This is a genomic window from Silicimonas algicola, assembly GCF_003148765.1.
In the GTDB taxonomy this organism is placed as follows: Bacteria; Pseudomonadota; Alphaproteobacteria; order Rhodobacterales; family Rhodobacteraceae; genus Silicimonas; species Silicimonas algicola.
On sequence record NZ_QGGV01000012.1, the window covers coordinates 20225 to 43388 of the forward strand.

General features: G+C 66.7%; 24 protein-coding genes. 17 read left to right on the forward strand and 7 right to left on the reverse strand.

Going from position 1 to position 23164, the window contains the following annotated elements; all coding sequences use genetic code 11:
- Positions 1 to 60: 60 nt before the first annotated feature.
- Positions 61 to 2112: a DNA helicase RecQ gene (gene recQ / locus C8D95_RS19215; RefSeq protein ID WP_109760828.1), complete on the forward strand. Its 2052-nt coding sequence runs from the start codon at positions 61 to 63 to the stop codon at positions 2110 to 2112.
- Positions 2113 to 2167: 55 nt separating this feature from the next.
- Here the strand turns inward: recQ and C8D95_RS19220 are convergent, their stop codons facing one another.
- From C8D95_RS19220 to dctP, 5 genes are all read right to left on the reverse strand, one after another.
- Positions 2168 to 3685 (reverse strand): malonate--CoA ligase, encoded by a 1518-nt coding sequence (locus C8D95_RS19220; protein ID WP_109760829.1) that lies wholly within the window; start codon positions 3683 to 3685, stop codon positions 2168 to 2170.
- 13 nt (positions 3686 to 3698) lie between these two features.
- Positions 3699 to 4946, reverse strand: a complete 1248-nt coding sequence (locus tag C8D95_RS19225; protein ID WP_109760830.1) for a malonyl-CoA decarboxylase domain-containing protein — start codon at positions 4944 to 4946, stop codon at positions 3699 to 3701.
- Positions 4943 to 6259, reverse strand: a complete 1317-nt coding sequence (locus C8D95_RS19230) for a TRAP transporter large permease (RefSeq protein WP_109760831.1) — start codon at positions 6257 to 6259, stop codon at positions 4943 to 4945. The genes C8D95_RS19225 and C8D95_RS19230 overlap by 4 nt, the downstream gene beginning before the upstream one ends.
- Positions 6259 to 6822, reverse strand: coding sequence for a TRAP transporter small permease (locus C8D95_RS19235; protein WP_109760832.1), 564 nt, complete (start codon positions 6820 to 6822; stop codon positions 6259 to 6261). Before C8D95_RS19235 ends, C8D95_RS19230 begins: the two co-directional genes overlap by 1 nt.
- A 63-nt stretch (positions 6823 to 6885) precedes the next feature.
- Entirely contained in the window at positions 6886 to 7866 is a 981-nt protein-coding gene (dctP, locus tag C8D95_RS19240) for a TRAP transporter substrate-binding protein DctP (protein ID WP_109760833.1), read from the reverse strand.
- Between the two features lie 136 nt (positions 7867 to 8002).
- Here dctP and C8D95_RS19245 point away from each other — a divergent pair, with 136 nt between their 5' ends.
- From C8D95_RS19245 to C8D95_RS19260, 4 genes are all read left to right on the forward strand, one after another.
- Positions 8003 to 8659: a GntR family transcriptional regulator gene (locus tag C8D95_RS19245; protein ID WP_109760938.1), complete on the forward strand. Its 657-nt coding sequence runs from the start codon at positions 8003 to 8005 to the stop codon at positions 8657 to 8659.
- A 76-nt stretch (positions 8660 to 8735) separates the two neighbouring features.
- On the forward strand, positions 8736 to 9509 hold the full coding sequence (locus C8D95_RS19250) for a FadR/GntR family transcriptional regulator (RefSeq protein WP_109760834.1): 774 nt from the start codon (positions 8736 to 8738) through the stop codon (positions 9507 to 9509).
- On the forward strand, positions 9506 to 10438 hold the full coding sequence (locus C8D95_RS19255) for a Gfo/Idh/MocA family protein (protein ID WP_109760835.1): 933 nt from the start codon (positions 9506 to 9508) through the stop codon (positions 10436 to 10438). The genes C8D95_RS19250 and C8D95_RS19255 overlap by 4 nt, the downstream gene beginning before the upstream one ends.
- A 13-nt stretch (positions 10439 to 10451) precedes the next feature.
- Positions 10452 to 11369 carry a dihydrodipicolinate synthase family protein gene (locus C8D95_RS19260; RefSeq protein WP_109760939.1) on the forward strand — a complete coding sequence of 306 codons (918 nt, stop codon included), beginning with the start codon at positions 10452 to 10454 and terminating at the stop codon, positions 11367 to 11369.
- 3 nt (positions 11370 to 11372) lie between these two features.
- On the opposite strand, the gene C8D95_RS19265 is transcribed toward C8D95_RS19260, so the two are convergent.
- Positions 11373 to 11552: a DUF1674 domain-containing protein gene (locus tag C8D95_RS19265; protein ID WP_109760836.1), complete on the reverse strand. Its 180-nt coding sequence runs from the start codon at positions 11550 to 11552 to the stop codon at positions 11373 to 11375.
- A gap of 44 nt (positions 11553 to 11596) precedes the next feature.
- On the opposite strand from C8D95_RS19265, the gene C8D95_RS19270 reads away from it, so the two are divergent.
- The 12 genes from C8D95_RS19270 to C8D95_RS19325 all read left to right on the forward strand — a co-directional run bounded on the left by C8D95_RS19270 (position 11597) and on the right by C8D95_RS19325 (position 22561).
- Entirely contained in the window at positions 11597 to 12856 is a 1260-nt protein-coding gene (locus C8D95_RS19270) for an RsmB/NOP family class I SAM-dependent RNA methyltransferase (RefSeq protein WP_109760837.1), read from the forward strand.
- A 76-nt stretch (positions 12857 to 12932) separates the two neighbouring features.
- Positions 12933 to 14681 carry a heparinase II/III family protein gene (locus C8D95_RS19275; protein WP_241239741.1) on the forward strand — a complete coding sequence of 583 codons (1749 nt, stop codon included), beginning with the start codon at positions 12933 to 12935 and terminating at the stop codon, positions 14679 to 14681.
- A 22-nt stretch (positions 14682 to 14703) separates the two neighbouring features.
- On the forward strand, positions 14704 to 16293 hold the full coding sequence (gene purH / locus C8D95_RS19280; RefSeq protein ID WP_109760838.1) for a bifunctional phosphoribosylaminoimidazolecarboxamide formyltransferase/IMP cyclohydrolase: 1590 nt from the start codon (positions 14704 to 14706) through the stop codon (positions 16291 to 16293).
- Entirely contained in the window at positions 16293 to 16784 is a 492-nt protein-coding gene (gene lspA / locus C8D95_RS19285) for a signal peptidase II (protein WP_109760839.1), read from the forward strand. Before purH ends, lspA begins: the two co-directional genes overlap by 1 nt.
- 88 nt (positions 16785 to 16872) lie before the next feature.
- Positions 16873 to 17388: a DUF3035 domain-containing protein gene (locus tag C8D95_RS19290; RefSeq protein WP_109760840.1), complete on the forward strand. Its 516-nt coding sequence runs from the start codon at positions 16873 to 16875 to the stop codon at positions 17386 to 17388.
- A 79-nt stretch (positions 17389 to 17467) separates the two neighbouring features.
- Entirely contained in the window at positions 17468 to 18802 is a 1335-nt protein-coding gene (locus C8D95_RS19295) for a M16 family metallopeptidase (RefSeq protein ID WP_109760841.1), read from the forward strand.
- Complete coding sequence (locus C8D95_RS19300) at positions 18799 to 20115, forward strand: M16 family metallopeptidase (protein ID WP_164721806.1); 1317 nt, start codon at positions 18799 to 18801, stop codon at positions 20113 to 20115. Before C8D95_RS19295 ends, C8D95_RS19300 begins: the two co-directional genes overlap by 4 nt.
- A 21-nt stretch (positions 20116 to 20136) precedes the next feature.
- Positions 20137 to 21042 (forward strand): NAD-dependent epimerase/dehydratase family protein, encoded by a 906-nt coding sequence (locus tag C8D95_RS19305; protein WP_109760843.1) that lies wholly within the window; start codon positions 20137 to 20139, stop codon positions 21040 to 21042.
- A 96-nt stretch (positions 21043 to 21138) separates the two neighbouring features.
- Positions 21139 to 21438, forward strand: coding sequence for a putative quinol monooxygenase (locus tag C8D95_RS19310; RefSeq protein WP_206508368.1), 300 nt, complete (start codon positions 21139 to 21141; stop codon positions 21436 to 21438).
- 17 nt (positions 21439 to 21455) lie between these two features.
- Positions 21456 to 21872, forward strand: a complete 417-nt coding sequence (locus tag C8D95_RS19315; RefSeq protein WP_109760845.1) for a cupin domain-containing protein — start codon at positions 21456 to 21458, stop codon at positions 21870 to 21872.
- The gene (locus C8D95_RS22805; protein WP_109760846.1) at positions 21872 to 22216 is read left to right on the forward strand and encodes a helix-turn-helix domain-containing protein; all 345 of its coding nucleotides are present in this window, start codon (positions 21872 to 21874) and stop codon (positions 22214 to 22216) included. The genes C8D95_RS19315 and C8D95_RS22805 overlap by 1 nt, the downstream gene beginning before the upstream one ends.
- Before the next feature lie 60 nt (positions 22217 to 22276).
- Positions 22277 to 22561: a universal stress protein gene (locus C8D95_RS19325; protein WP_109760847.1), complete on the forward strand. Its 285-nt coding sequence runs from the start codon at positions 22277 to 22279 to the stop codon at positions 22559 to 22561.
- 77 nt (positions 22562 to 22638) lie between these two features.
- Here C8D95_RS19325 and C8D95_RS19330 read toward each other — a convergent pair whose 3' ends face one another.
- Positions 22639 to 23151, reverse strand: a complete 513-nt coding sequence (locus C8D95_RS19330) for a CarD family transcriptional regulator (protein ID WP_109760848.1) — start codon at positions 23149 to 23151, stop codon at positions 22639 to 22641.
- Between the last annotated feature and the right edge of the window lie 13 nt (positions 23152 to 23164).

Genomic DNA, 23164 nt, shown 5'->3' on the forward strand with positions numbered 1-23164 from the left:
CACGGGCCGTTCAGATGGCAGGGTATAGCCAACGAGCAGATCAAAAAAAATCGAGGCATCATGGACGGCGCGCAGGTCTCGGCCCTCGCTCTTCTGTCGCAGGTTTTCGGCTTCGACGGCTTTCGTCCGATGCAGGGCGACATCGTCGCTGCGGTAACGGCGGGTGAGGACGTTCTGGCGATCCTGCCGACGGGTGGCGGCAAGTCTCTGTGCTTCCAGTTGCCCGCGCTGATCCGGCCCGGACTGACCGTCGTCATCTCTCCCCTCATCGCGCTGATGCGCGACCAGGTTCGGGCCCTGCGCGAGGCGGGCGTCGCCGCGGGCGCGCTGACCAGCGGCAACACCGAGGAAGAGACGGCCGAGGTGTTCGACGCGCTCCACCGGGGGGCGCTCAAGCTTCTCTACATGGCGCCGGAGCGGCTGGCCTCGGGTGGCACGGGCCGAATGCTGGCCGAGGCGCGCGTGACGATGATCGCCGTCGACGAGGCGCATTGCGTCAGCCAGTGGGGGCATGACTTCCGGCCCGACTATCTGCGGATCAACGCGCTCCGCCGCGCGCTGGACGTGCCGCTCGCCGCGTTCACCGCGACGGCGGACGCCGAGACGCGGGACGAGATCGTCGAGCGTCTGTTCGACGGGCGTGCGCCCCGGCTCTTCCTAGGTGGCTTCGACCGGCCGAACATCCATCTCGCCTTCGCGGCGAAGGAGAGCCCGCGCAAACAGATCCTCGACTTTGCAGCGGCGCGGCCGGGTCAGTCGGGCATCGTCTATTGCGGGACACGCGCCAAGACCGAGACCTTGGCGAAGGCCTTGAGCGACACGGGGGGCGACGCGCTGGCCTATCACGGCGGGATGGAGCCCGACGCGCGGCGCGAGGTCGAGCGGCGGTTCCAGACCGACGACGGGCTGGTGGTGGTGGCGACGGTGGCCTTCGGCATGGGGATCGACAAGCCGGACATACGGTGGGTCGCGCATGCCGACCTGCCGAAGTCGATCGAGTCCTACTACCAGGAGATCGGGCGCGCGGGGCGTGACGGCGCGCCGGCTGAAACGCTGACCCTTTACGGCGCCGACGACATCCGATTCCGCCGGATGCAGATCGACGAGGGGCTGGCGCCGCCCGAGCGGCGGATGGCGGACCACGGGCGGCTGAACGCTCTTTTGGGCCTGGCCGAGGCGCAGGGCTGTCGTCGGGTACGGCTTCTGGCGTATTTCGGTGATGCGGCGGAGCCGTGCGGTGCCTGCGATCTGTGCGATGCGCCGCCCGAGACCTTCGACGGGACCGAGGCGGTGATGAAGGCACTGTCGGCGGTGCTGAGGACGGGCGAGAGCTTCGGGGTGGGGCACCTGACCGACATCCTCGTGGGTTCCGCGACCGAAAAGGTGATGCAGCGCGGGCACGACCGGCTTCCGACCTTCGGCGTTGGCCGCGATATCGACCGGCGCCAGTGGGGCGCGATCTTCCGCCAGATGATGGGGCACGACCTGGTGCGCCCTGATCCCGAGCGGCATGGCGGGTTGCGGATGACGCAGGCCGCACGGCCGATCCTCAAGGGCGAACAGGCGATCCTGCTCCGCCGCGACACCATGACAACGGTGGCGCGGCGGCCAGCGGTGAAGGCCCTGGTGGCGGATGAGGATGCGCCACTTCTGTCGGCGCTGAAAGCCAAGCGGCGCGCGCTGGCCGAGGCGCAGAAGGTTCCGGCCTATGTCATCTTCCCGGACCGGACGCTGATCGAGATGGCCGAAACGCGGCCGAAGTCGCTGGACGAGATGGCGCGGATCGGGGGCGTCGGTGCGAAGAAGCTGGAACGCTACGGCCGGACTTTCCTCGAGGTAATCACGGGCGAGGCGGCGGCGCCTGCGCATCCGGTGCGGCGCAAGCTGGCAGGTCGCGCGGCGGGCGAGGTCTATGATCGGCTGCTGTCGGTGCAGGCGCGTCTGTCGCGGGGCGAGGACGGGACGGGCAAGCCGATGAGCTGCTCGGCCTCGCTTCTGGCGCGTGTCGCCGCGCTGGGGCCCGACGCGGCGGACCAGGTCGAGCGCGTGCTGGGCGACCGGCTGGCCGAGCGGTTCGGGCCGGCGTTCTGCGAGGTCCTGGCCGAGGGCTGATCTTCTTCTGTCGAGAACTACTCCGGGGAGCGCGAGGGGCTGGCCCCTCGTACCGTCAGGCTGTCACGAAGAGGTCCTTGTAGGCCTCGCGCAGCTGGTTCTTCTGCACCTTCCCCATGGTGTTGCGCGGGAGCTCGTCGAGGACGATGAGCTTTCGCGGATGCTTGAAGCGGGCGAGCGACCTGCCCGCCGCCGCCTGGATCGCGTCGAGGTCGGGGGACTGCCCCGGCTCGGGGACTAGGACGCCGACGACGGTTTCGCCGAAGTCCGGGTGGGGCACGCCGATGACAGCGCTTTCCATGACGCCGGGCTGGTCGTCGAGGATCAGTTCGATCTCTTTGGGATAGATATTGTAGCCGCCCGAGATGATGAGATCCTTGTTCCGTCCGACGATGGTGACATAGCCGTCTTCATCGACGACGCCGAGATCGCCGGTGATGAAGAAGCCGTCGGCTCGCAGTTCGGCGGCGGTCTTGTCGGGCATCTGCCAGTAGCCCTTGAACACGTTGGGGCCGCGCACTTCGATCTGGCCGACCTCGCCCTGCTGCACCTCGCGGCCTGTGTCGGGGTCGGTGATCTTCAGCTCCACCCCCGGCAGCGGCTTGCCGACCGTCCCGGCGCGGCGCTCGCCCTCGTAGGGGTTCGAGGTGTTCATGTTGGTCTCGGTCATGCCGTAGCGTTCGAGGATGCGGTGGCCGGTGCGGTCCTCGAACCGGACGTGAGTCTCGGACAGAAGGGGGGCCGAGCCGGAGACGAAGAGCCGCATGTGGGACACGAGTTCCTTCGTGAACCGCGGATCGTCGAGAAGGCGGGTGTAGAACGTCGGCACGCCCATCATCACGGTCGCCCCGGGCAGGGCGGCGATGACCGCGTCCTGATCGAACTTCGGCAGGAAGATCATCGAGCCGCCCCCTGCCAACGTGACGTTCGTCGCGACGAACAGGCCGTGAGTATGGAAGATCGGCAACGCGTGGAGAAGGACGTCGTCGGGTGTGAAGCGCCAGTGCTCCGCCAGCGTCTCGGCGTTGGACAGAAGATTCTTCTGGGTCAGCATCGCGCCTTTCGACCGGCCCGTGGTGCCGGAGGTGTAGAGGAAGGCGGCGAGGTCGTCCGGCGCGCAGTCCACGGTGTCGAAGGCTGTGCGCATCCGGGCGGCGCGCTCCGGCAGGCTGCCGGTCCCGTCCGCATCCAGCGTCATCAGGCGTGCGCCCAAGGAGCTTGCGACGGGTGCAAGGGATGTTTCGCTGGCCCCGTCGCAGATCACGAGTGCGGCGCCGCTGTTCTCGATGAAATAGGTCAGCTCATCGACCGTATAGGCCGTGTTGAGCGGCAGGAAGACGATGCCTGCCTGGACGCAGGCGGCGTAGAGGGCCAGCGCCTCGGGCGATTTCTGCACCTGAGCGGCAAGGCGGTCGCCCGGAGAAAGGCCGGCGTCCGAGAGGACATGTGCGAAGCGCGCCGCAATCCCCAGAAACTCGGCGTGGGTCAGGGTGCTGCCGTCCGGAAGATGGAGGAAGGGCGTGTCCTGTCCGGCGTGCCGTCCGAAGAGGCGGTCGTAGAGCGGATTGGCCATGCGACGGGCTCCTTCAGGCGGTGGCGGTCTCGGCGGCGTTGGCCAGCGCACGGATTTCTCCGGTCGAGGCGATGGCGTAGCTCGCGGCGAAGCGCTCGTGGTTCTGCGCCACCCGGTCGAGGTCGTAGAGGTAGTTGACCATCATGCCGCCCGACTGCGCCATGCCCTTGGCCGAAGTGTCGGCGTCGGCATGAACGGCGTGGACGATGGCGCCGTTGCCGAGGTGGAAGCGGGCGACGGGATCGCGCGGCGCGCCGTGGCGGTCCTTGGCGGTGAGCAGGTAGCGCGCCGCGAGTTCCCGGCGCCGTTTTGGCGTGGCGCCCTCGAGCGAGAGGCCTTCGTCCTCGAGCCAGCGGGAAAGGCCGGGGATGGGCGAGAGGGTGACGAAGGTCTTGAGTCCGGGCAGCGCGACCGACAGATCGGCGGCGACCTGTTTGATAAGCGAGTTACCGAAGGAGACGCCGGCAAGTCCCGCCTGGCAATTGGAGATCGAGTAGAAGACGGCGGTGTCCGCCTCTTCTGCCGTCAGGTGTGCGCGGTCCTCGGCCAGAAGGGTCTGGACCGAGCCGGGGATGCCCCGGGTCAGCGCGACCTCGACGAAGATCAGCGGTTCGTCGGGCATCGCGGGGTGGAAGAAGGCGAAGCAGCGGCGGTCCCGAGGTTGCAGGCGGCGGCGCAGGTCGTCCCAGTCGTCGATTGCGTGGACGGCCTCGTAGGCGATGATCTTCTCGAGGATGTGCGCCGGGCTTTCCCAGTTGATGGGGCGCAGGACGAGGAAACCACGGTTGAACCACGACGCGAAGAGATGTCGGAAATCGAGGTCGAGCGCCTCGAGGTCGGGATCTCCACGGCCGAGCCGCAGAAGATCCTTCCGCATCGACACGAGTTGGCCCGTGGCGCCCGGCACGCGGTTCAGGCGGCGGATCAGTTCTTGGCGGGCGGGTTCGGCGGCCTCCATGAGGGCGCGGTAGCTGTCTTTCGTCTGGCCCTCCTCGTAGGCCGCAAGGGCCGCGCGCAGGCGAAGTGCATCGACCGACATAGCGGTGGCGAGGTGGCGGAAGAAGGCGGTTTTACCCTCGTCGTCCTTCGCGGCGTAGCGCTCGAAGAGTTGCCGCGCGGTGGTGATGCCGGATTCCTCGCCCGCCGTTCCGACGAGGTCGGCGGCGATCTTCTCGATCGGGCGGGTGTCGCGGCGAAGTTTGCCCGGCAGGGGCATCCGGCGCTCGAAGACGGTCGTGAGGAGATCGGCGAAGAGGCTCATCGCGCTGGTCCCATCACCGCCTCGGGCAGCCAGGTGGCGATGCCGGGGAAGATGCAGAGGATGACGATGCCAAGCACCATGCAGAGGACGTAGGGCAGCGAACCGAGCAGGATCGTCTTCAGCGAGATGTCGGGCGCGATGCCGTTGATGACGTAGAGGTTGAGGCCGACGGGCGGAGAGATCAGCCCAATCTCCATGTTGATGGTCAGGATGACCGCGAACCAGATCGGGTCGAAGCCCGCCGCGGTGATGATCGGCAGGAGGATCGGCGCAGCCATCAGGATCACGGCGACCGGCGGCAGGAAGAAGCCGGCGATCAGAAGGAAGACGTTCACCGCCCCCATCAGGACCCACCTGTTGACGTCCAGCGTGCCGATCCATTCGGCGATGGCCTGGGTGATGAAGAGCGAGGACAGCATGTAGCTGAACACGCCCGCCGCCGCGATGATGAAGAGGATCATCACCGACTCGCGGGTCGAGTCCCGCAGGACGACCCAGAGGGCCGACGGCGACCACAGGCGATAGATGACCATGGCGATGACGATGCAGAGAAGTGCGCCAACGGCTGCCGTCTCGGAGGGCGTCGCGATGCCGCCGTACATGGCGTAGAGCACGCCCAGGATGATCGCGAGAAAGGGCAGGACGCGCGGCAGGATCTCGACCTTCTCGCGCCAAGTATAGCTGCTGGCGCTCAGGACCTGGGCATTGCCGGACCGCCAGGTTGACCAGATCGACCAGGCCATGAACAGGACGACCAGCATGATGCCGGGAAAGACGCCCGCGAGGAACAGGCGGCCGATCGAGACTTCGGTCGCGATGCCGTAGACGATCATTGTCACGGAGGGCGGGATCAGGATGCCGAGGGTGCCACCGGCCGCGATCGAGCCCGCGGCGACGCCGTCGGGGTAGCCACGCTTGCGCATCTCGGGGATGCCCATCTTGCCGATGGCCGCACAGGTGGCGGGCGACGAGCCCGACATGGCGGCGAAGAGCGCGCAGGCGCCGAGGTTCGAGATGACGAGGCCGCCCGGTACGCGGGTCAGCCAGCGCTCCAGCGCCTCATAGAGGTCGGCGCCGGCCCGCGTCGAGGCGATGGCGGCGCCCATGATGATGAACATCGGGATCGAGAGGAGCGCAAAGCTGTTCAGTTCGGCGAAGAAGAGGTCGGGCAGAGATATCAGCGAGCGTGCGCCGTCAAAGATCAGGAGGAAGCCCGTCGCGACGACGAGAAGTCCCGCCGCCACGGAAATGCCCGAGAAGAGCATGATGACGGTGGAGAGGCCGACGAGACCGGCGAGCGTGAGCGGTTCCATCAGCCGACCCTCTCTTCGAGTTCCGCCTCATGCGCCATCGACGCGGCGAGCGGATTGTCTCGGCCCGAGACCGTCATCCACAGATCCATGGACAGCTGAAGGAAATAGAGCGCAAAGCCCAAGGGGACGGCGCCATAGGGAATCCAGAGAGGGAAGGCCCAGACCGTCTCGGATTTCCAGTTCCTCGACCAGGCCAGATGGAAGGTGTCGAAGCCGTACCAGACCATGGCGCCCGCCATGGCGATCGTCAGGACAAGGACAAAAAGCGCGAGCACTCGCCGGGGACCGGGCGGAAGAAGGCTTGGCAGAAGGTCGACGCCGACGTGGCCGCGCAGCTTCTGCACATAGGGCAGGCCGATCAGCGTCGCGCCGATCATCAGGTAGATCACCGCCTCGGTCTGCCAGATCGTCGAGCGGTTGAGGATCAGGCGGACGAAGATCATCTGGCAGGTGATCAGCACGGAGGACAGGATCATCAGCGCCGCGATTACGCCGCAGACGGTAGAGACGGCGTTCATCGCCCTCACGGGCAAGGGCGTGTCGACGGGTGCGGGGTCGGACATGGGGCTCTCGCGCAAGGGGGGCCGGGGAAGGCCGCGACGGATGCCGCGGCCCTCGATTTCAGGTCACTCGACGGAGAGCGCCATGTCGAGAAGCTCCTGCCCGCCCGGCGTCTCCTGTACGAAGATCGGGAAGGCGGTCTCCTTGGCCAGCGCGAGCCAGGCGTCGAAGTCCTCGGACGTCATCTCGGCGATCTCGACGCCCGCGTCCGCGAAGGTCTGGCGCGCGATCTCGTCGCCCTTCTTGCCTTCCTCAAGATAGAAGGCCTCGGCCTTGGCCGACGCCTCGGTCAGCGCTGTCTGCTGTTCCGGGGTCAGTCCCTCGAAGGTCGACTTGTTGATGAGGAGCGGCTGGTACATGAACCAAAGCGCCGTGTCGCCCGCGGGCGTATAGCACTTGAGCTGCTCGTAGAGGCGGAAAGACACGAAGCTTTCCGATGAGGTGTTCGTCGCGTCCAGAACGCCGGTCTGGAGCGCGGGATAGATCTCGGACGAGGCCATCGACGAGATCGAAGCGCCGGCGCCGGCCAGCATTTCCTCGAACGACTTGCCTGCGGCGCGGATGCTTATGCCCTGGACGTCTTCGGGCTTGGTGATGCAGCCCTTGTTCGAACCAAAGCCGCCCGCGAGATAGCCGTGGACCAGGACCATGACGTCGTCCTGGGCCATGATCTCGGACAGCTTGTCCATGAAGGGCGAATGCGACAGCCGGTCGCCGTGGTCGAGGTTCTTCACGAGCCCCGGCATCAGGGTGAGGTTGTAGGCGGGCTGCTGGCCGCCCGCGTAGGACAGCGGCAGGACGGTCATGTCGAGCTGTCCGCGCGACAGCGGCGTGTATTGCTCGCGCGCCTTGAACAGCGACTGGTTCGGGAAAATCTGGATCTCGAGGTCGACGCCCGCGGCGGCGACGTCGTCGGCGATCATCTGGGCGATCTGGTGGCGCACGTCGCCGGTGGCGAACTGGTGCGACAGGCGAAGTTCGACCGCCGAGGCGGCGCTTGCTGCAACGGCGAGGGTCAGCACGGATGCTGCTAGAGTCAGTTTCATCGAAGGTCCTCCCTGGACTCCCCGGACTGGCGCCGGGTCGGGTCCTGCGTGGCATAGCATGTATTTCGAGTCAACATTCCTGTATACAAGAACGCCGTTCTTGTTCGGGAAGTTGAGGGCGGCTATGGTCCCGCGCATGGAGCGCAAACGGTCCGACATCATCGCCGACGAACTGGAGGGCCTGATCCTCGAAGGCTCATTCACGGACGGGGCGCGTCTGGACGAGGTCCAGCTTGCCGACCGCTTCCAGGTGTCGCGCACCCCGATCCGCGAGGCGCTGCACCGTCTGACGCAATCCGGGCTGGTCGAGCAGGTGCCCCGCCGCGGCGTCTTCGTGCGACAGCCGGGGCCGGTCGAACTGATCGAGATGTTCGAGGTCATGGCCGAACTCGAGGCGGTCTGCGCGCGGCTTGCGGCAAGCCGGATCACCGAGCAGGCGCTGGAGGAGTTGAAGGCGCTCAACGTCCGGTGTCTGGACGCGGTAGGGCAGGGGCAGTCCGACGACTATTACGAGATGAATGAGGTCTTTCACCGCATGCTGTACAGGCAGTCGGGGAATGCCTTTCTCGAGCAGGAATGTCTGCGCCTTCATCGCCGTCTGAAGCCCTTCCGCCGCCTCCAGTTGCGTGTGCGCGGGCGCCTGTCGCAGTCGATGACCGAACACGAGCAGGTCGTCGCGGCGCTGGAGGCGGGCGACGGAAGCGCCGCGGCGTCGGCGATCCGGGCCCATGTCGCCGTGCAGGGCGAGAAATTCCACCACCTGATGTCCAGCCTGAGGCCCGCTGCGGAGTAGCCGCCGCCGATTTGACCTTGCCAATTAATATTACTTTATACAGTCTCTGCGGAAAACCACGGGAGGATGGAGGGACTTGGTCGAACGCGGGGCATCCGATGGCGGCCGCGCCGCGAGCGTGCCCGGTGCGGGTTGGCAGGCGCCGCTCGTCACCGTATCCGGCGCGTCGAACCTGGCCAACCTGATCGGGCGGGACATCGTGTCGGGTCGCCTGGGCGAGACGCTCCTTCCCTCCGAAGTCGAGATGCGCGAGCGGTACGCGGTGTCCCGCACCGCGCTGCGGGAAGCCTATTCCAAACTGGCCGCCAAGGGTCTTGTCGCCGCGCGTCCCAAGGTCGGCACCTCGGTGAGGCCTCGCGCGGACTGGAACATGCTGGATCAGGACGTTCTGGCCTGGCACCTTCAGACCTCGCCGGTGGGCGAGCTTTTCGCCGACCTCTACGCGCTTCGGAAGATGATCGAGCCCGCTGCTGCCGACCTTGCCGCGCGCATCCGCACCGACGACGACCTGACGCGGATCGACGCCGCCTTCGAGCGGATGACCGAGTCGCGGGGGTCGGCGCTGGTCGAGGCCGACTACGAGTTCCACGTCTCGATCCTGACCGCGACGCAGAACCGCTTCATCCTGTCGTTCAGCGGGCTCATCAAGGCGGCGATGCTGAGCGCTTTCGAGGTCAGCTGGTCGAATGCGGGCGTCGTCCTGGTGAAGACGCGGATCGGACAGCACGGCGAGGTGGCGCGCGCCATTCGCGACGGGAAGGGCGAGACGGCACGGCGGATCATGGCGGCTCTTCTGGAGGATTCGATCGGCGACGTGCGCGCCGCTCTGGACAAGGGACGCACGGCATGACCCGACGCAAGATCGCCTTGGCCGGGATCGGAAAGATCGCGACCGACCAGCATATCCCGACGCTGGCGTCGTCGCCGGACTGGGAACTGGCGGCCGCCGTGTCGCGGCACGGGCGTGTCGAGGGCGTTCCCAACTTCACGGACATGGACGAGATGCTGGCGGCCCATCCCGAGGTCGGGACCGTCTCGCTGTGCATGCCGCCGGTGCCGCGCTTCGCCTATGCCGAAGCGGCGCTGAAAGCCGGGCGGAACGTGATGCTGGAAAAGCCGCCGGGCGCCACGCTGTCGGAGGTTCATGCGTTGGAAAACCTGGCGCGCGAGGCGGGCGTCGTTCTCTACGCTACATGGCATTCGCGCGAGGCCGCCTTCGTGGCGCCGGCGGCGGCGTGGCTGAAGGGTCGGCGGCTGAAGCGGTTCACCGTGACCTGGAAGGAAGACGTGCGGAAATGGCACCCTGGCCAGGACTGGGTCTTCGAGCCGGGAGGAATGGGTGTTTTCGATCCTGGCATCAACGCGCTCTCCATCGTCACGGCGATCCTGCCCGATCCCATCCATGTGACGCGGGCGACGCTGGAAATGCCTGAAAACCGCCAGACCCCCATTGCGGCGACACTGGCTTTTCATCATCCGCAGGGAGCCGAGGTGACGGCGACTATGGACTGGGACCACTCCGGAGACGATGTCTGGCGGATCGAGGCGGTGACCGATGGCGGGACCATGACGCTTGACCGGGGCGGAGCAGAGATGCGCATCGACGGATCGGTCCAGAGCGCCGGTGACGGGCTTCACGGAGAGTATCCCAGGCTTTATGCGCAGATGGCCCGACTGGTGGAGGATGGGCGCTCTGACGTCGACCTCAGTCCGGCGCGGCATGTCTGGGACGCGATGACGCTTGGCCGCCGCAAGATCGTCGCACCATTTCACTGGTAGGGAAGCAAGCATGTTGAAAGAGCCGCTCAAGGGCATACTGCCGGTTGCGCCGACGCCTTTTCACGCAGACGGACGGATCGACGAGGACGGGATGCGCCGTGTGCTCGACTGCATGGTGGATCAGGGCGTCGACGCCATCTGCATCCTTGCCAACTACTCCGAGCAGTTCCTTCTGTCGGACGAGGAGCGCGCCACGCTGATGCGCGTCAGCCTCGAGCGTGTGGATGGCCGGGTGCCGGTGATCGTGACGGTCAGCCACTTCTCGACCGACATCGTAGTGGGCCGCGCAAAGGCCGCCGAGGCGCAGGGTGCGGCGATGGTGATGATGATGCCGCCCTATCACGGCGTGGGGCTGGTGCCGGCCGAGGCGGGCATCCTCGAGCATTTCCGCGCCGTGTCGGACGCGATCACGATCCCGATCATGGTGCAGGACGCGCCGCTTTCGGGCGTCTCGCTACCCGTGCCGACGCTGGTGCGGATGGCGCGCGAGATCGAGAACGTGAGCTACTTCAAGATCGAGACACCCTTTGCCGCCGACAAGCTGGCGGCGCTGATCGAGGCGGGCGGCGACCATATCGTCGGGCCATTCGACGGCGAGGAGGCGGTGACGCTGCTGGCCGACCTCGACGCGGGCTGCACGGGGACGATGACCTCGGCGCTTCAGCCCGAGATGATCCGGCCGATCGTCACGGATTTCCTGGCAGGGAACGGCGAGGCGGCGCTGGACCGGTGGAAGCTGTGCCTTCCGCTCATCAATCACGAAAACCGCCAGTGCGGGTTGCGGGCGACGAAGACAGTGATGATGGAGGGCGGCGTGATCGGGTCCGATTACGTCCGCCATCCTCTCAAGCCGATGAGTGCGCGCACCAGGGAGCGTTTGATCCAGCTCGCGCGCGATCTGGACCTCATCGCGCTCCGGTGGGGCAAGTAGCGCTCAGAAGTCGACCGCGAGACCCTTCTTCTCCCAGTCGCCATATCGGACTGGCTCAGGTCCGTCACGCCCGCCCAGCTCCACGGGCATGTTGGCGGGCTCGGCCGCCTCGCGGCGCGCTTCGGCTTCGGCCAGTGCGCGTTGTGCGGCGGGGGGAAGGTCGGTTCGGCTGGTCTCGGTCATGTCCTCTGTTATAGGGATGGCGCGGTTTCAGACAAGGCAGGGCGATGGCGAAGGCGGGATCGGGCGCGCGGGCGGCGGCGGTGGTGGCGATGACCGCCGTGACCGAGGAGGGGCGGCTTCTGTCCGACGCGCTGGCGAAGGCGACGTCTGGCCTCGAGCCGTCGGATACCGCGCGTGCCGGGCGGCTGGCGACGGGGGCCCTGAGGTGGGCGGGCCGGTCCGACCGGCTTCTCGGTCCGCACCTTCGGATGAAGCCCGAAGAGCAGGTGATGAACATCCTGAGGCTGGCGCTTTACGAGATGTACGCCGAGGGGACGCCGTCGCACGCCGCGGTCGATGGAGCCGTCTCGCTGGCCGCGCGCCCGAAGGCCGGGCTGGTGAATGGCGTCCTGCGCAACATCCAGCGCCGCGATCCCGACTGGTCGGCGCTTCCCGTGCCGAGCATCCAGAAGTGGCTGAGAAAGCGGTTGGTCGCGGCCTGGGGCAAGGAGGCCGTTGCGGCGATGGAAGCGGTTCAGGCGACCGAGCCGCCTCTGGACCTGACGCTTCGCGATCCGGCGACGGCGGACACATGGGCGCAGACCCTCGACGCCGAGATCCTGCCGATGGGGAGCCTGCGCCTTTCTCAGCACGGCCAGATTTCTGCTTTGCCGGGTTTTGCCGAGGGTGCCTGGTGGGTGCAGGATGCCGGGGCGACGATGGCCGTTCGCGTGCTCGACCCAAAACCCGGCGAGCGGGTCCTCGACCTCTGCGCGGCGCCGGGGGGCAAGGCCATGCAACTCGCCGCGGCGGGGGCGAGGGTCACGGCTCTCGACATCGCGGCCGACCGGATGACGCGCGTCGGCGAGAACATTTCGCGGACGGGGCTCGCGGCCGATCTAGTCGTTGCGGACATGATGACGTGGGAGCCCGACGCGCCCTTCGATGCCATCCTTCTCGATGCGCCCTGTTCCGCCACGGGCACGCTGCGGCGTCACCCGGATCTGGCCTATGCGCGGGACGGGAGCGGGATCGACATGCTGACCGAACTTCAGGCGGCCATGCTCGATCGTGCGCTCGGCTGGCTGACGCCGGGCGGGCGGCTGGTCTATTGCACCTGTTCGCTGTTGCCCGAAGAAGGCGAGGCGCAGCGCGACGGCGTCCTGGCCCGGCATCCGGACGTGACGCTTTCGGACCATGTTCCCGAGGGCACCGACCCCGCCTGGATCACGTCCGGAGGCGGACTGCGCCTGCGTCCCGACCATTGGGCGGAGCGGGGCGGCATCGACAGCTTCTTCGTCATGCGGCTGGAAAAACGCCCATGACACCCTCGCCGTTCGCGGCTATGCTTCCGGCCATCACAGGCCCGATCGAACGGGCGGCAGAGGCAGGACGACCCCGTTGTCCAACGACGAGAGCTGGTCCGCGCGCAAGACGCGCTGGTTGAACCATTTCCACGCTCGCGTGGCCTCGCTGACGCGTCCGGCGACTGCCTTCACCTCGACCCCGGAACCCCGCACCATCGGCACCTTCGCGCGGGGTCGGCAGATCACCGGCGGCAATTTTCTCTTCGCGGGCTACCTCGTGCAGGCTCCCGGGACCGCGATCTGGGACCTGCCGATGCCGGACCAGGCCTTCGAGGCCGATCTGCACGGATTCACCTGGCTCGATGACCTCGCGGCCGTCGGCGACGTCCACGCGACACGCCGGGCGCAGGACTGGACCCACGAGTGGGTGCGCCGCTTCGGGCGGGGCGTGGGGCCGGGGTGGACGCCCGACCTGACGGGGCGGCGGCTGATCCGCTGGATCAACCATTCGATCCTTCTTCTCAACGGTCAGGAGCGCGACGTCAGCACCGCCTACTTCCGCTCGCTCGGCGCGCAGACCCGGTTTCTCGCCCGGCGATGGAAGGCGGCCTCGCCCGGTCTGCCGCGGTTCGAGGCGCTGACGGGACTGATCTACGCCGGCATCGCCCTGACAGGCATGGACAGGCACGTCGACGTGGCGACCCGGGCGCTGGTGCGCGAGTGCGGCAACGAGATCGACGCCGAGGGCGGGCTTCTGACGCGCAACCCCGAGGAACTGCTGGAGGTCTTCACGCTGCTGAACTGGGCGGCGGTCGCCCTTCAGGATGCCGGGAGGACGCCCGGACCGGACCTCATGGGCGTCATCGCGCGGATCGCCCCGGTGTTGCGCGCTTTGCGACACGCCGATGGCGGGCTGGCCCGGTTCCACGGCGGCGGACGCGGGATGGAGGGCCGGCTGGATCGCGCGCTGGCGACGGCGGGGGTGCGGGGAGCCGCGCGGCACGATCTTGCAATGGGTTTCGCGCGGATCGCGCATGGGCGGACGACGGTCATCATGGATGCGGCCTCGCCGCCGCGCCCGGACGTTTCGGAGAATGCCCACGCCTCGACGCTGGCGATCGAGCTGACCTCGGGGCGGAGGCCGCTGATCGTGAACTGCGGTTCGGGCGCATCGTTCGGGAAGAACTGGCGGCGCGCTGGCCGGGCGACGCCCAGCCATTCGACCCTAGGGATCGAGGGATACTCCTCGTCGCGCCTCGGCGTCGCAGGGATGGTGTCGGGGAAGAAGGCCGAGCTTCTGATCGACCGGCCCGAGGACGTGCGGTTCGAGCGCGTCGAGGTCGAGGGCGGCACGCGCATCGTCGCGGGCCACAACGGCTGGCAGGCGAGTCATGGGCTGACCCATGTCAGGACGCTGCACATCGGGTTCGAGGGGCGCGAGCTGCGGGGCGAGGACGTGCTTCTCGCCATGACACCCGCCGACAAGCGCCGGTTCGACATCGTGTTCGACCGCTCGCGACTGGAAGGCATTCCCTTCGCCGTGCGCTTTCATCTGCATCCCGACGTCGACGCGACCCTCGACATGAACGGAACGGCGGTCTCAATGGTGCTGAAGTCGAGCGAGATCTGGGTCTTCCGGTTCCAGGGGCCGGTTCAGCTTGCGCTCGAACCGAGCGTTTACCTGGAGAAATCGCGGCTGAGTCCGCGTGCGACCAAACAGATCGTTCTATCCGGACGGGCCATGGAGTATGCTACCCGCGTCAGCTGGACCCTTGCCAAGACGCAGGATACGCCCACGGCGATCCGCGACTATGCGCAGGAAGACGAGCTGGCACAGAGATAGGCAGACAGGATCCGACCGACCGATGAGCCAATTGCAGCAGGTGCGCCGTGCGCTGATTTCCGTATCCGACAAGACCGGACTTGTTCCCTTCGCCCGCGCCTTGGCTGAGCGGGGCGTCGATCTGGTCTCGACCGGAGGAACGGCGAAGGCGCTGCGCGAGGCGGGGCTGGAGGTGTCGGACGTGTCGGATCTGACGGGTTTTCCCGAGATGATGGACGGCCGGGTCAAGACGCTGCATCCGGCGGTGCATGGGGGTCTTCTGGCATTGCGCGACGACGCGGGGCATGTCGCCTCGATGGAGGCGCACGGGATCAAGGCGATCGACCTTCTGGTGGTGAACCTCTATCCCTTCGAGGCGACGGTGGCGGGCGGTGCGGACTACGACACCGCGATCGAGAACATCGACATCGGCGGGCCCGCCATGATCCGGGCCGCTGCGAAGAACCACGGCTTCGTCACCGTGGTCGTCGACGTCGAGGATTACGACGCGGTCCTCACAGAGATGGACGCCCACTCCGGCTCGACGAGCCATGCGTTCCGGCAGCGGCTGGCACAGGTCGCCTACGCGAGGACCGGGGCCTACGACGCCGCCGTCTCGACCTGGATGGCGGGGGCGATTGGCGAGACCCAGCCGCGCCGCCGCGTCTTTGCGGGCAGGCTCGCTCAGGGCCTGCGGTATGGCGAAAACCCGCATCAGGGGGCGGCGTTCTATACCGATGGCCTCGATGTGCCGGGCGTCGCCACGGCACGGCAACACCAGGGCAAGGAGCTGTCCTACAACAATATAAACGACACCGATGCGGCCTTCCGGCTGGTGGCCGAGTTCGAGCCCGCGGACGGGCCGGCGGTGGCGATCATCAAGCACGCGAACCCCTGCGGGGTCGCGCGGGGGGCGACCTTCGCGGAGGCGTTCGGGCGCGCGTTCGATTGCGACCGCACCTCTGCTTTCGGGGGGATCGTGGCGCTGAACGGAACGCTCGACGGCGATACGGCGCGCGCGATTTCCGAGATTTTCACCGAGGTCGTCATAGCTCCGGACGCGACCGACGAGGCGAAAGAGGTCTTCGCCGCGAAGAAGAACCTGCGCCTTCTGACGACCGGCGGTCTGCCCGATCCGGCGGCGCGGCGGCTTGCGGTGCGGCAGGTCTCGGGCGGCTGGCTGGTGCAGGACGACGACGTGGGGCAGATCTCGGAGGATGATCTCAGGGTGGTGACGAAGCGCGCGCCGACCGACGATCAGGTGGCCGACATGCTTTTCGCCTGGCGCGTGGCGAAGCACGTCAAGTCGAACGCCATCGTGTATGCAAAGCGTATGGCAACTGTCGGCATAGGGGCGGGCCAGATGAGCCGCGTCGACAGTTCGACCATCGCGGCCCTGAAGGCCGGACGGATGGCGGCGGAGCTGGGTCTGCCCGAGAGCCCCGCCGCCGGATCCGTGGTCGCCTCCGACGCCTTCTTCCCGTTCCCCGACGGCCTTCTCGCCGCGGCCGAGGCAGGGGCGACGGCGGTGATCCAACCCGGCGGATCCCTGCGCGACGATGCGGTGATCGAGGCGGCGGACGCCGCAGGCCTTGCAATGGTGTTCACCGGCATGAGACATTTCCGGCACTGATGCGTTCGCTGGCCCCCTTGACCGTGACGACGATCCTGATCGTCCTCGCCGACCAGATCTCGAAGCTGGCCGTCGTGCATGTCATGGATCTCAAGTCGCTTGGCGTCATCATCGTGGCCGATCCCTTCCTGATCCTGCGCATGGCCTGGAACGAAGGCATCAACTTCGGCTTCCTGCCGTTCGCCGGAAAGTGGGTGCTGATCGGCCTCGCGGCTGCGATCTGCGCGTGGATCCTCGGCTGGATGATCCGCGACAGGCCAAGCCGCATCGTGCAGATCTCGGCGGGGCTGGTCGTGGGCGGCGCCATCGGCAACGTCATCGACCGGCTGCTCTACGGGGCTGTGGCGGACTTCCTGAACATGTCGTGCTGCGGGTTCGAGAACCCCTGGTCGTTCAACGTCGCCGACATCGCGATCTTCCTTGGCGCCTTCGGACTGATCCTGTTCACGGGCGACAGCAAGAAAGACGTCCAGACGCCGCGCAACGGCTGAGACGGCGGCACGGGAGACGGTGGGACGAAAAGCGGTTTCAACCCGCGTCGCGCGACAGTAAGACTGTGAAAACACCGGCGAGGACGACATGGCGCGACGGCTTATCGCACTGGCACTTCTGATGGCTCTGCCGGCCTGCGCGGGCGATCCTCGGCTGATGAACATCTCGCAGCCGCGCCGGGACGGGCCCGACGAATTTTCGGTCGCGCCGTCGAAGCCGCTGGAAATGCCTCAGACCTATGCCGCGCTGCCGCCGCCGACGCCGGGTGGGTCGAACCGTGTCGACCAGACGCCGATCGCCGACGCCACCATCGCGCTTGGCGGGCGGCCGGAGGTGCTGACGCGCGCATCGGGCGACGGGGCGCTTGTGTCCTACGCCGGGCGCTACGGCGTCGATCCTTCGATCCGGCCGCAGCTTGCCACGGCTGACGCCGCGTTCCGCGCCGACAACCAGGGCCGGCTTCTGGAGCGCGTGTTCAACGTCAACGTCTACTACCGGGCCTACGAGGAAATGTCTCTCGACCAGCACCGCGAGCTGGAGCGGCTGCGCCGCGCCGGGATACGCACGCCCTCGGCCCCTCCACCGGCCGGCGCGGGCGGCTGAGGGTCATATCGCCGTGAGCCTGCTTGAAGGGCTGGGGCGAGGTCCCATGTTGGGGACATCGCAACGAAAGGGAGCGTTTATGCGTCGCATCGCTGGAGCCGTGCTGGCCGTCATATGGGCCGGGACGGCAGCCGTGGCCGAGCAGGGGGTCACGACCTTCACCCTGGACAACGGGCTGGAAGCCGTGGTGATCGAGGATCACCGAGCGCCGGTCGTGGTCCACATGGTCTGGTATCGCGTGGGATCCGCAGACGAGCCGATCGGCAAGTCGGGGATCGCGCACTTCCTGGAACACCTCATGTTCAAGGCGACGGACGAGCTTGAGTCGGGGGAGTTCAGCCAGACCGTCGCCGCCAATGGCGGCAGCGACAACGCCTTCACCTCCCTCGACTACACCGCCTATTTCCAGCGCATCGCTTCCGACCGTCTCGACCTCGTCATGGGGATGGAGGCGAGCCGGATGGATGGCCTCGCGCTGAAGGAAGAGGACATCGCCACCGAGCGGGACGTCGTCATTGAGGAGCGCAACCAGCGCACCGACAACGACCCCGGCGCGCTGTTCAACGAACAGCTCATGGCGTCGCAGTTCCTGAACCACCCCTACGGCATACCGATCATCGGCTGGAAGCACGAGGCCCACACGCTTGACCTCGCCGACGCGCAGACCTTCTACGAAGCGCATTACGCGCCGAACAACGCGATCCTCGTGGTGGCGGGCGACGTCGATCCCGACGAGGTCCGCGCGCTGGCCGAAAAGCACTATGGTCCGATCCCCGCGAACCCGGCCATCGGCGCGCGCGAGCGCGTCTCGGAGCCGCCGCAACTGGCGGCGCGGCGTCTCGATTACAGCGACCCGCGCCTTGGCAACGACTATGTCACGCGCAGCTACCTTGCCCCCGAGCGCGATCCGGGAGACCAGAAGGAAGCCGCGGCACTCGCCATGCTGGCCGAGGTTCTGGGCGGCTCGCCCACGACGTCGGTGCTGGCGCGCAAGCTTCAGTTCGGCGATGCGAAGGCGGTTTATACCGGCGCCTGGTATCGCGGCGAGTCCTATGACGACACGACCTTCGGCCTGGTCATCGTGCCGGTCGAGGGCGTCTCGCTCGAGGAGGCGGAAACCGCGCTCGACAAGGCCGTGGCGGAGTTTCTGGAGGAAGGCGTCGACGAGGCCGAGCTCGAACGGATCAGGATGCAGGTCCGCGCGTCCGAGATCTATGCGCTCGATGACGTGTCGGCCATTGCCTATCGTTATGGCGGCGGCCTGACTTCGGGCCTGACGGTGGAGGACATAGACGCCTGGCCCGAGCTGTTGCAGGAGGTGACGGGCGAAGAGATCGTCGCTGCCGCGCGCCGTGTGTTCGACCGTCGTACCTCGGTGACCGGCCATGTCAGCGTTACGCGGGAGACCAACTGATGATCCGTTTTGCCATGGCGGCCCTTTTGACCGCCGTCTTCGCCGCGCCGCTTCACGCCGCCATCGACATCCAGGAGGTGACTTCTCCCGGAGGTATCGAGGCCTGGCTGGTCGAGGATCATTCCATCCCCTTCGCCGCCATCGAAATCCGGTTCCAGGGCGGCGGCTCGCTTGATCGCGAGGGCAAGCGCGGAGCCGTCAACCTGATGACCGGCCTGCTCGAGGAAGGTGCCGGGGAGATGGATGCGCAGGCCTTTGCCGCCGCGCGGGACGCGCTGGCCGCAAGCTTCGGCTTCGACTCTCATCTCGACGCCGTGTCCGTGTCCGCGCGATTCCTGACCGAGAACCGCGACGAGGCGATGGCGCTTCTGCGCGAGGCGCTGGTCAATCCGCGCTTCGACCAGGAGGCGGTCGATCGGGTGCGTGGCCAGGTCCTGTCGGGTCTTCGCAGCGAAGCCACCGATCCCAACACGATGGCGTCGCGGGCGTTCTACGAGATGGCCTTCGGCACGCACCCCTATGGCTCGGACATGCGGGGGACGCTGGAAAGCGTCGCAGCGCTGACGCGGGACGACGTGGTGAACGCCTATCAGGACGCCCTGGCGCGTGACCGGCTTTACGTCGGCGCGACGGGCGACATCACGGCCGAGGAACTGGGCGTCCTGCTGGACGAGCTTCTGGGCGATCTGCCGGAAACGGGAGCGCCGCTTCCCGATCCGGCCGAGGTTTCGGTCACGGGCGGGGTTACCGTGATCCCGTTCGAGACGCCGCAGTCCGTGGTGTTCTTCGGCGACGCGGGCATTCCGCGGGATGACCCGGATTTCTTCGCAGCCTTCGTGGCGGATGCCATCCTTGGTGGATCGGGCCGTCAGTCGCGTCTGTCGACCGAGGTGCGCGAGAAGCGCGGGCTGACCTATGGCGTCGGCACGGCGCTGGTGAATTTCGACCTCTCCGACATGCTTCTGGGTCAGTTCGCCTCGGCGAACGACCGCGTGGGCCAGGCCATCGGCATCGTCCGCGACGAATGGGCCAAGATCGCCGAAGAGGGCGTGACGGATGCCGAGTTGGAGGAGGCCAAGACTTACCTTACGGGCGCCTATCCGCTTCGGTTCGACGGCAACGGAACCATCGCACGGATCCTCGTCGGCATGCAGATGGACGGTCTGACGCCGGCCTATGTGACCGAGCGGAACGACAAGGTGAATGCGGTCACGGCCGAGGATATCCGCCGCGTCGCGCAGCGCCTCTACCGGCCCGATAACCTGCGCTTCGTCGTCGTCGGCCAGCCCGAAGGCGTCGAGAGCGTCAACTAGACTGAACGGGAGAAGACCATCATGCGCATCGTGTTCACCGGGGGCGCCGGCAAGGCCGGCCGCCATGTCGTGCCCTACCTCGTCGGCAAGGGGCACCAGGTCCTGAACCTGGACAAGGTGCCGCTTCTGGCGCCGGGGGTCGACAACATCCTGACCGACATTACGGACGCGGGGCAGGTGAAGGACGTGATGCAGAGCTACGCCAACCTGGGCGAGCTCGACGAGGCGAATGGCGGGCCCAAACCCTTCGACGCCGTCGTCCACTTCGCCGCCGTTCCGCGCATCCTCATCGCGCCCGACAGCGAATGCTATCGCGTCAACGTCATGGGCACCTACAACGTCATCGACGCGGCGCTGAAGGCAGGCATCCGCAAGGTGATCTTCGCCTCGTCCGAGACGACCTATGGCGTCTGCTTCCACGACGGTGAGGTGACCCCCGAATACCTGCCGGTGGACGAAGAGCATCCGACCGTCCCGCAGGACAGCTATGCCATGTCCAAGGTGGTCAACGAGGTGACGGCGCGCAGCTTCCAGGCGCGCACCGGCGCCGACATCTATGGCCTGCGCATCAACAACGTGATCGAGCCGCAGGAATACCGCTCGATGTTCCCGGAGTTCATCACCCAGCCCGAAAAGCGGCGCCGCAACATCTTCGCCTACATCGACGCCCGCGACCTGGGCGAGATGGTGGATCGCTGCCTGAAGACCGATGGTCTTGGCTACGAGGTCTTCAACGTTTCGAACGACGACCACTCGGTCGCCGCATCGACGAAGGAGCTGGTCGACCGCTTTTACAAGGGTGTGCCGGTCAAGAAGGACATGGGCGAGTTCGAGACGTTCTATTCGAACGACAAGGCGAAGAAGCTGCTCGGCTACAAACCGCAGCACTCCTGGCGCATGTACCTCGACGATCCGACCCGGGCGTGACTCTGTCCGTTTCGCGATAGTTTCTGGCGCATGCGCGCGCGCAGGCCACGTCCGGAAATGGCAGGGTCGCTCCGAGACAGACGGAGGACCTTTCATGTGATCGCCATTCTTGATTTCGACGTTGGCCCGGACGACGGCGGTGTCGCTCTGAATCAGTTGCTGACGGAAGCGCCCGACGTGAGAGCGATGAAAGGCAACATCGCCTTTCGGCCCTATGCCGATCCCTTGATCGGCACGCGGGTCACCTTGGTCCACGAGTGGGAAAGCAGGGAAGATTTCGCCGCCTACCTCGCCAGTCCCGCCTTCCTGCGGTCGGGCGAAAAACTGCGCCCCTTGATGGCCGCCCCGCCGGTAAGCCGCAGATTCGAGGCGCAGCTTATTGAAACGCTGGCCTGACAGGTTAGCGTTCCTTCATGTCGAAAGAGGATGCCTTCGTCGTTTCGCGCGACATGCCCGCGCGCCGGGCGCAGGCGTTTTGCGTTCCCTATCACTACCTCGTCTATGCCGAGGTGGGGACGCTCACGCTTGAAGCCGACGGTCAGCGCTGGACCCTGCCGCCCGCCCGCGCGGGCCTAGTCGCGGCGGAGCACGAAGTCATGATCTCGCTCGCGCGTCCGGTTCGGGTCTGTTCCGCGCTGATCCGGCCCTTGCTTATGCCCGGACCCGTCCTGCCGCTTTCCGTCTTTGCCATGTCACCCCTTGCGCGGCAGCTTCTGTTTGCGCTTCGGGGCGTGGGTGAAGAGACACCTCTGGATGATTATACAGCCAGTCTGGTTCAGGCACTGGCGCTTGAAGCGCTGCGTCTCGCACGGCTCCGACCCGCGCCGTGATGCCCGTGCCCCGGGATCCACGGCTTCGCAAAGCGCTCGACCTGACCGAGGCCCGACTGGATCAGCCGCTGAGACTGCGTGAGCTGGCGCGCGAAGTCGCGCTTTCGGAGCGGAGCTTGGCGCGAAAGCTGATGAACGAGATCGGCATGAACTGGACTGAAGCTCAGCGGCGGCTGCGAATGATACGCGCTGTGGAGTTATTGGCAGAGACCCGGGAGCCGGTCACAAGCATCGCGCTCGCGGTGGGTTACGGCTCGCCCTCGGCGTTCGGCGCGGCGTTCCGCGATTTCGCCGGACAAAGCCCCTCCGAATTTCGGGCGGACGGCTCCATCGCCTGGCCTTGATCCCGGTCAGGATAGGCAGCGGCACGAGGCTATCTTCTGCGAATGAGGAGGTAAGCCCCCATGAAACATATCGTTGTCGCAACCGACATGTCCGAACGATCCGACCGCGCACTTGCCCGTGCTCTGAGCCTTGCACGCGAGACGGGCGCCAGATGCACAGTGACGTCGGTCGTCGAGGATGCGCTGCCGGAAGATCTTGCGAACCAGCTTTGCGAGTCAACGCATGCACGACAGTTTCTGGCTATCGGCGCTCACGCGCGCTCGACGCCCTCGTTCCACAAGCTCGGACGCTATACGGCGGACCTCATCCGAAATCCTCCGGTGGACCTGCTTGTCGCAAGATGAGAGGTGCGAACAGGGTTACGACCAAAGAAAAACCGCGCCCGTCCAGGCGCGGTTTCACTTGGCCGTAAGCCATCGGATCAGGCGGCGGCGCGGCCCACCAGGACTTCGCCGACCTGCCGCTGCGCGGCGATCTCGTCCGAGCCGCCGACGGCCGCGATCTCACGCGTGAGGCGTTCGAGCGCGGCTTCATAGAGCTGACGTTCGGAATAGCTCTGCTCGCGCTGGTCGTCGGCGCGGTGCAGGTCGCGCACCACTTCGGCGATGGCAATGAGGTCGCCCGAGTTGATCTTCTGTTCGTATTCCTGCGCGCGGCGCGACCACATGGCCTTCTTGACCCGGGCCTTGCCCTTGAGCGTCGTCATCGCCTTCGTGACGATGTCGGGGGACGACAGGGTGCGCATCCCCACGTCGGCCGCCTTGTTGGTCGGAACGCGAAGCGTCATCTTGTCCTTCTCGAACGAGATCACGAACAGTTCCAGCCGGATGCCGGCGATCTCCTGCTCCTCGATCGAGACGATCTGGCCAACTCCATGAGCCGGATACACCACATAGTCGTTTGGTCTAAATTCCATTTTCCTGGCTTTCGTCATTCAGCCTTTTCCT

Coding starts and splice junctions, on each gene's coding strand:
- recQ (WP_109760828.1), top strand. CDS start 61: ATGGACGGCGCGCAGGTCTCGGCCCTCGCTCTTCTGTCGCAGGTTTTC.
- C8D95_RS19220 (WP_109760829.1), bottom strand. CDS start 3,685: ATGGCCAATCCGCTCTACGACCGCCTCTTCGGACGGCACGCCGGACAG.
- C8D95_RS19225 (WP_109760830.1), bottom strand. CDS start 4,946: ATGAGCCTCTTCGCCGATCTCCTCACGACCGTCTTCGAGCGCCGGATG.
- C8D95_RS19230 (WP_109760831.1), bottom strand. CDS start 6,259: ATGGAACCGCTCACGCTCGCCGGTCTCGTCGGCCTCTCCACCGTCATC.
- C8D95_RS19235 (WP_109760832.1), bottom strand. CDS start 6,822: ATGTCCGACCCCGCACCCGTCGACACGCCCTTGCCCGTGAGGGCGATG.
- dctP (WP_109760833.1), bottom strand. CDS start 7,866: ATGAAACTGACTCTAGCAGCATCCGTGCTGACCCTCGCCGTTGCAGCA.
- C8D95_RS19245 (WP_109760938.1), top strand. CDS start 8,003: ATGGAGCGCAAACGGTCCGACATCATCGCCGACGAACTGGAGGGCCTG.
- C8D95_RS19255 (WP_109760835.1), top strand. CDS start 9,506: ATGACCCGACGCAAGATCGCCTTGGCCGGGATCGGAAAGATCGCGACC.
- C8D95_RS19265 (WP_109760836.1), bottom strand. CDS start 11,552: ATGACCGAGACCAGCCGAACCGACCTTCCCCCCGCCGCACAACGCGCA.
- C8D95_RS19270 (WP_109760837.1), top strand. CDS start 11,597: ATGGCGAAGGCGGGATCGGGCGCGCGGGCGGCGGCGGTGGTGGCGATG.
- purH (WP_109760838.1), top strand. CDS start 14,704: ATGAGCCAATTGCAGCAGGTGCGCCGTGCGCTGATTTCCGTATCCGAC.
- lspA (WP_109760839.1), top strand. CDS start 16,293: ATGCGTTCGCTGGCCCCCTTGACCGTGACGACGATCCTGATCGTCCTC.
- C8D95_RS19290 (WP_109760840.1), top strand. CDS start 16,873: ATGGCGCGACGGCTTATCGCACTGGCACTTCTGATGGCTCTGCCGGCC.
- C8D95_RS19295 (WP_109760841.1), top strand. CDS start 17,468: ATGCGTCGCATCGCTGGAGCCGTGCTGGCCGTCATATGGGCCGGGACG.
- C8D95_RS19305 (WP_109760843.1), top strand. CDS start 20,137: ATGCGCATCGTGTTCACCGGGGGCGCCGGCAAGGCCGGCCGCCATGTC.
- C8D95_RS19315 (WP_109760845.1), top strand. CDS start 21,456: ATGTCGAAAGAGGATGCCTTCGTCGTTTCGCGCGACATGCCCGCGCGC.
- C8D95_RS22805 (WP_109760846.1), top strand. CDS start 21,872: ATGCCCGTGCCCCGGGATCCACGGCTTCGCAAAGCGCTCGACCTGACC.
- C8D95_RS19325 (WP_109760847.1), top strand. CDS start 22,277: ATGAAACATATCGTTGTCGCAACCGACATGTCCGAACGATCCGACCGC.
- C8D95_RS19330 (WP_109760848.1), bottom strand. CDS start 23,151: ATGACGAAAGCCAGGAAAATGGAATTTAGACCAAACGACTATGTGGTG.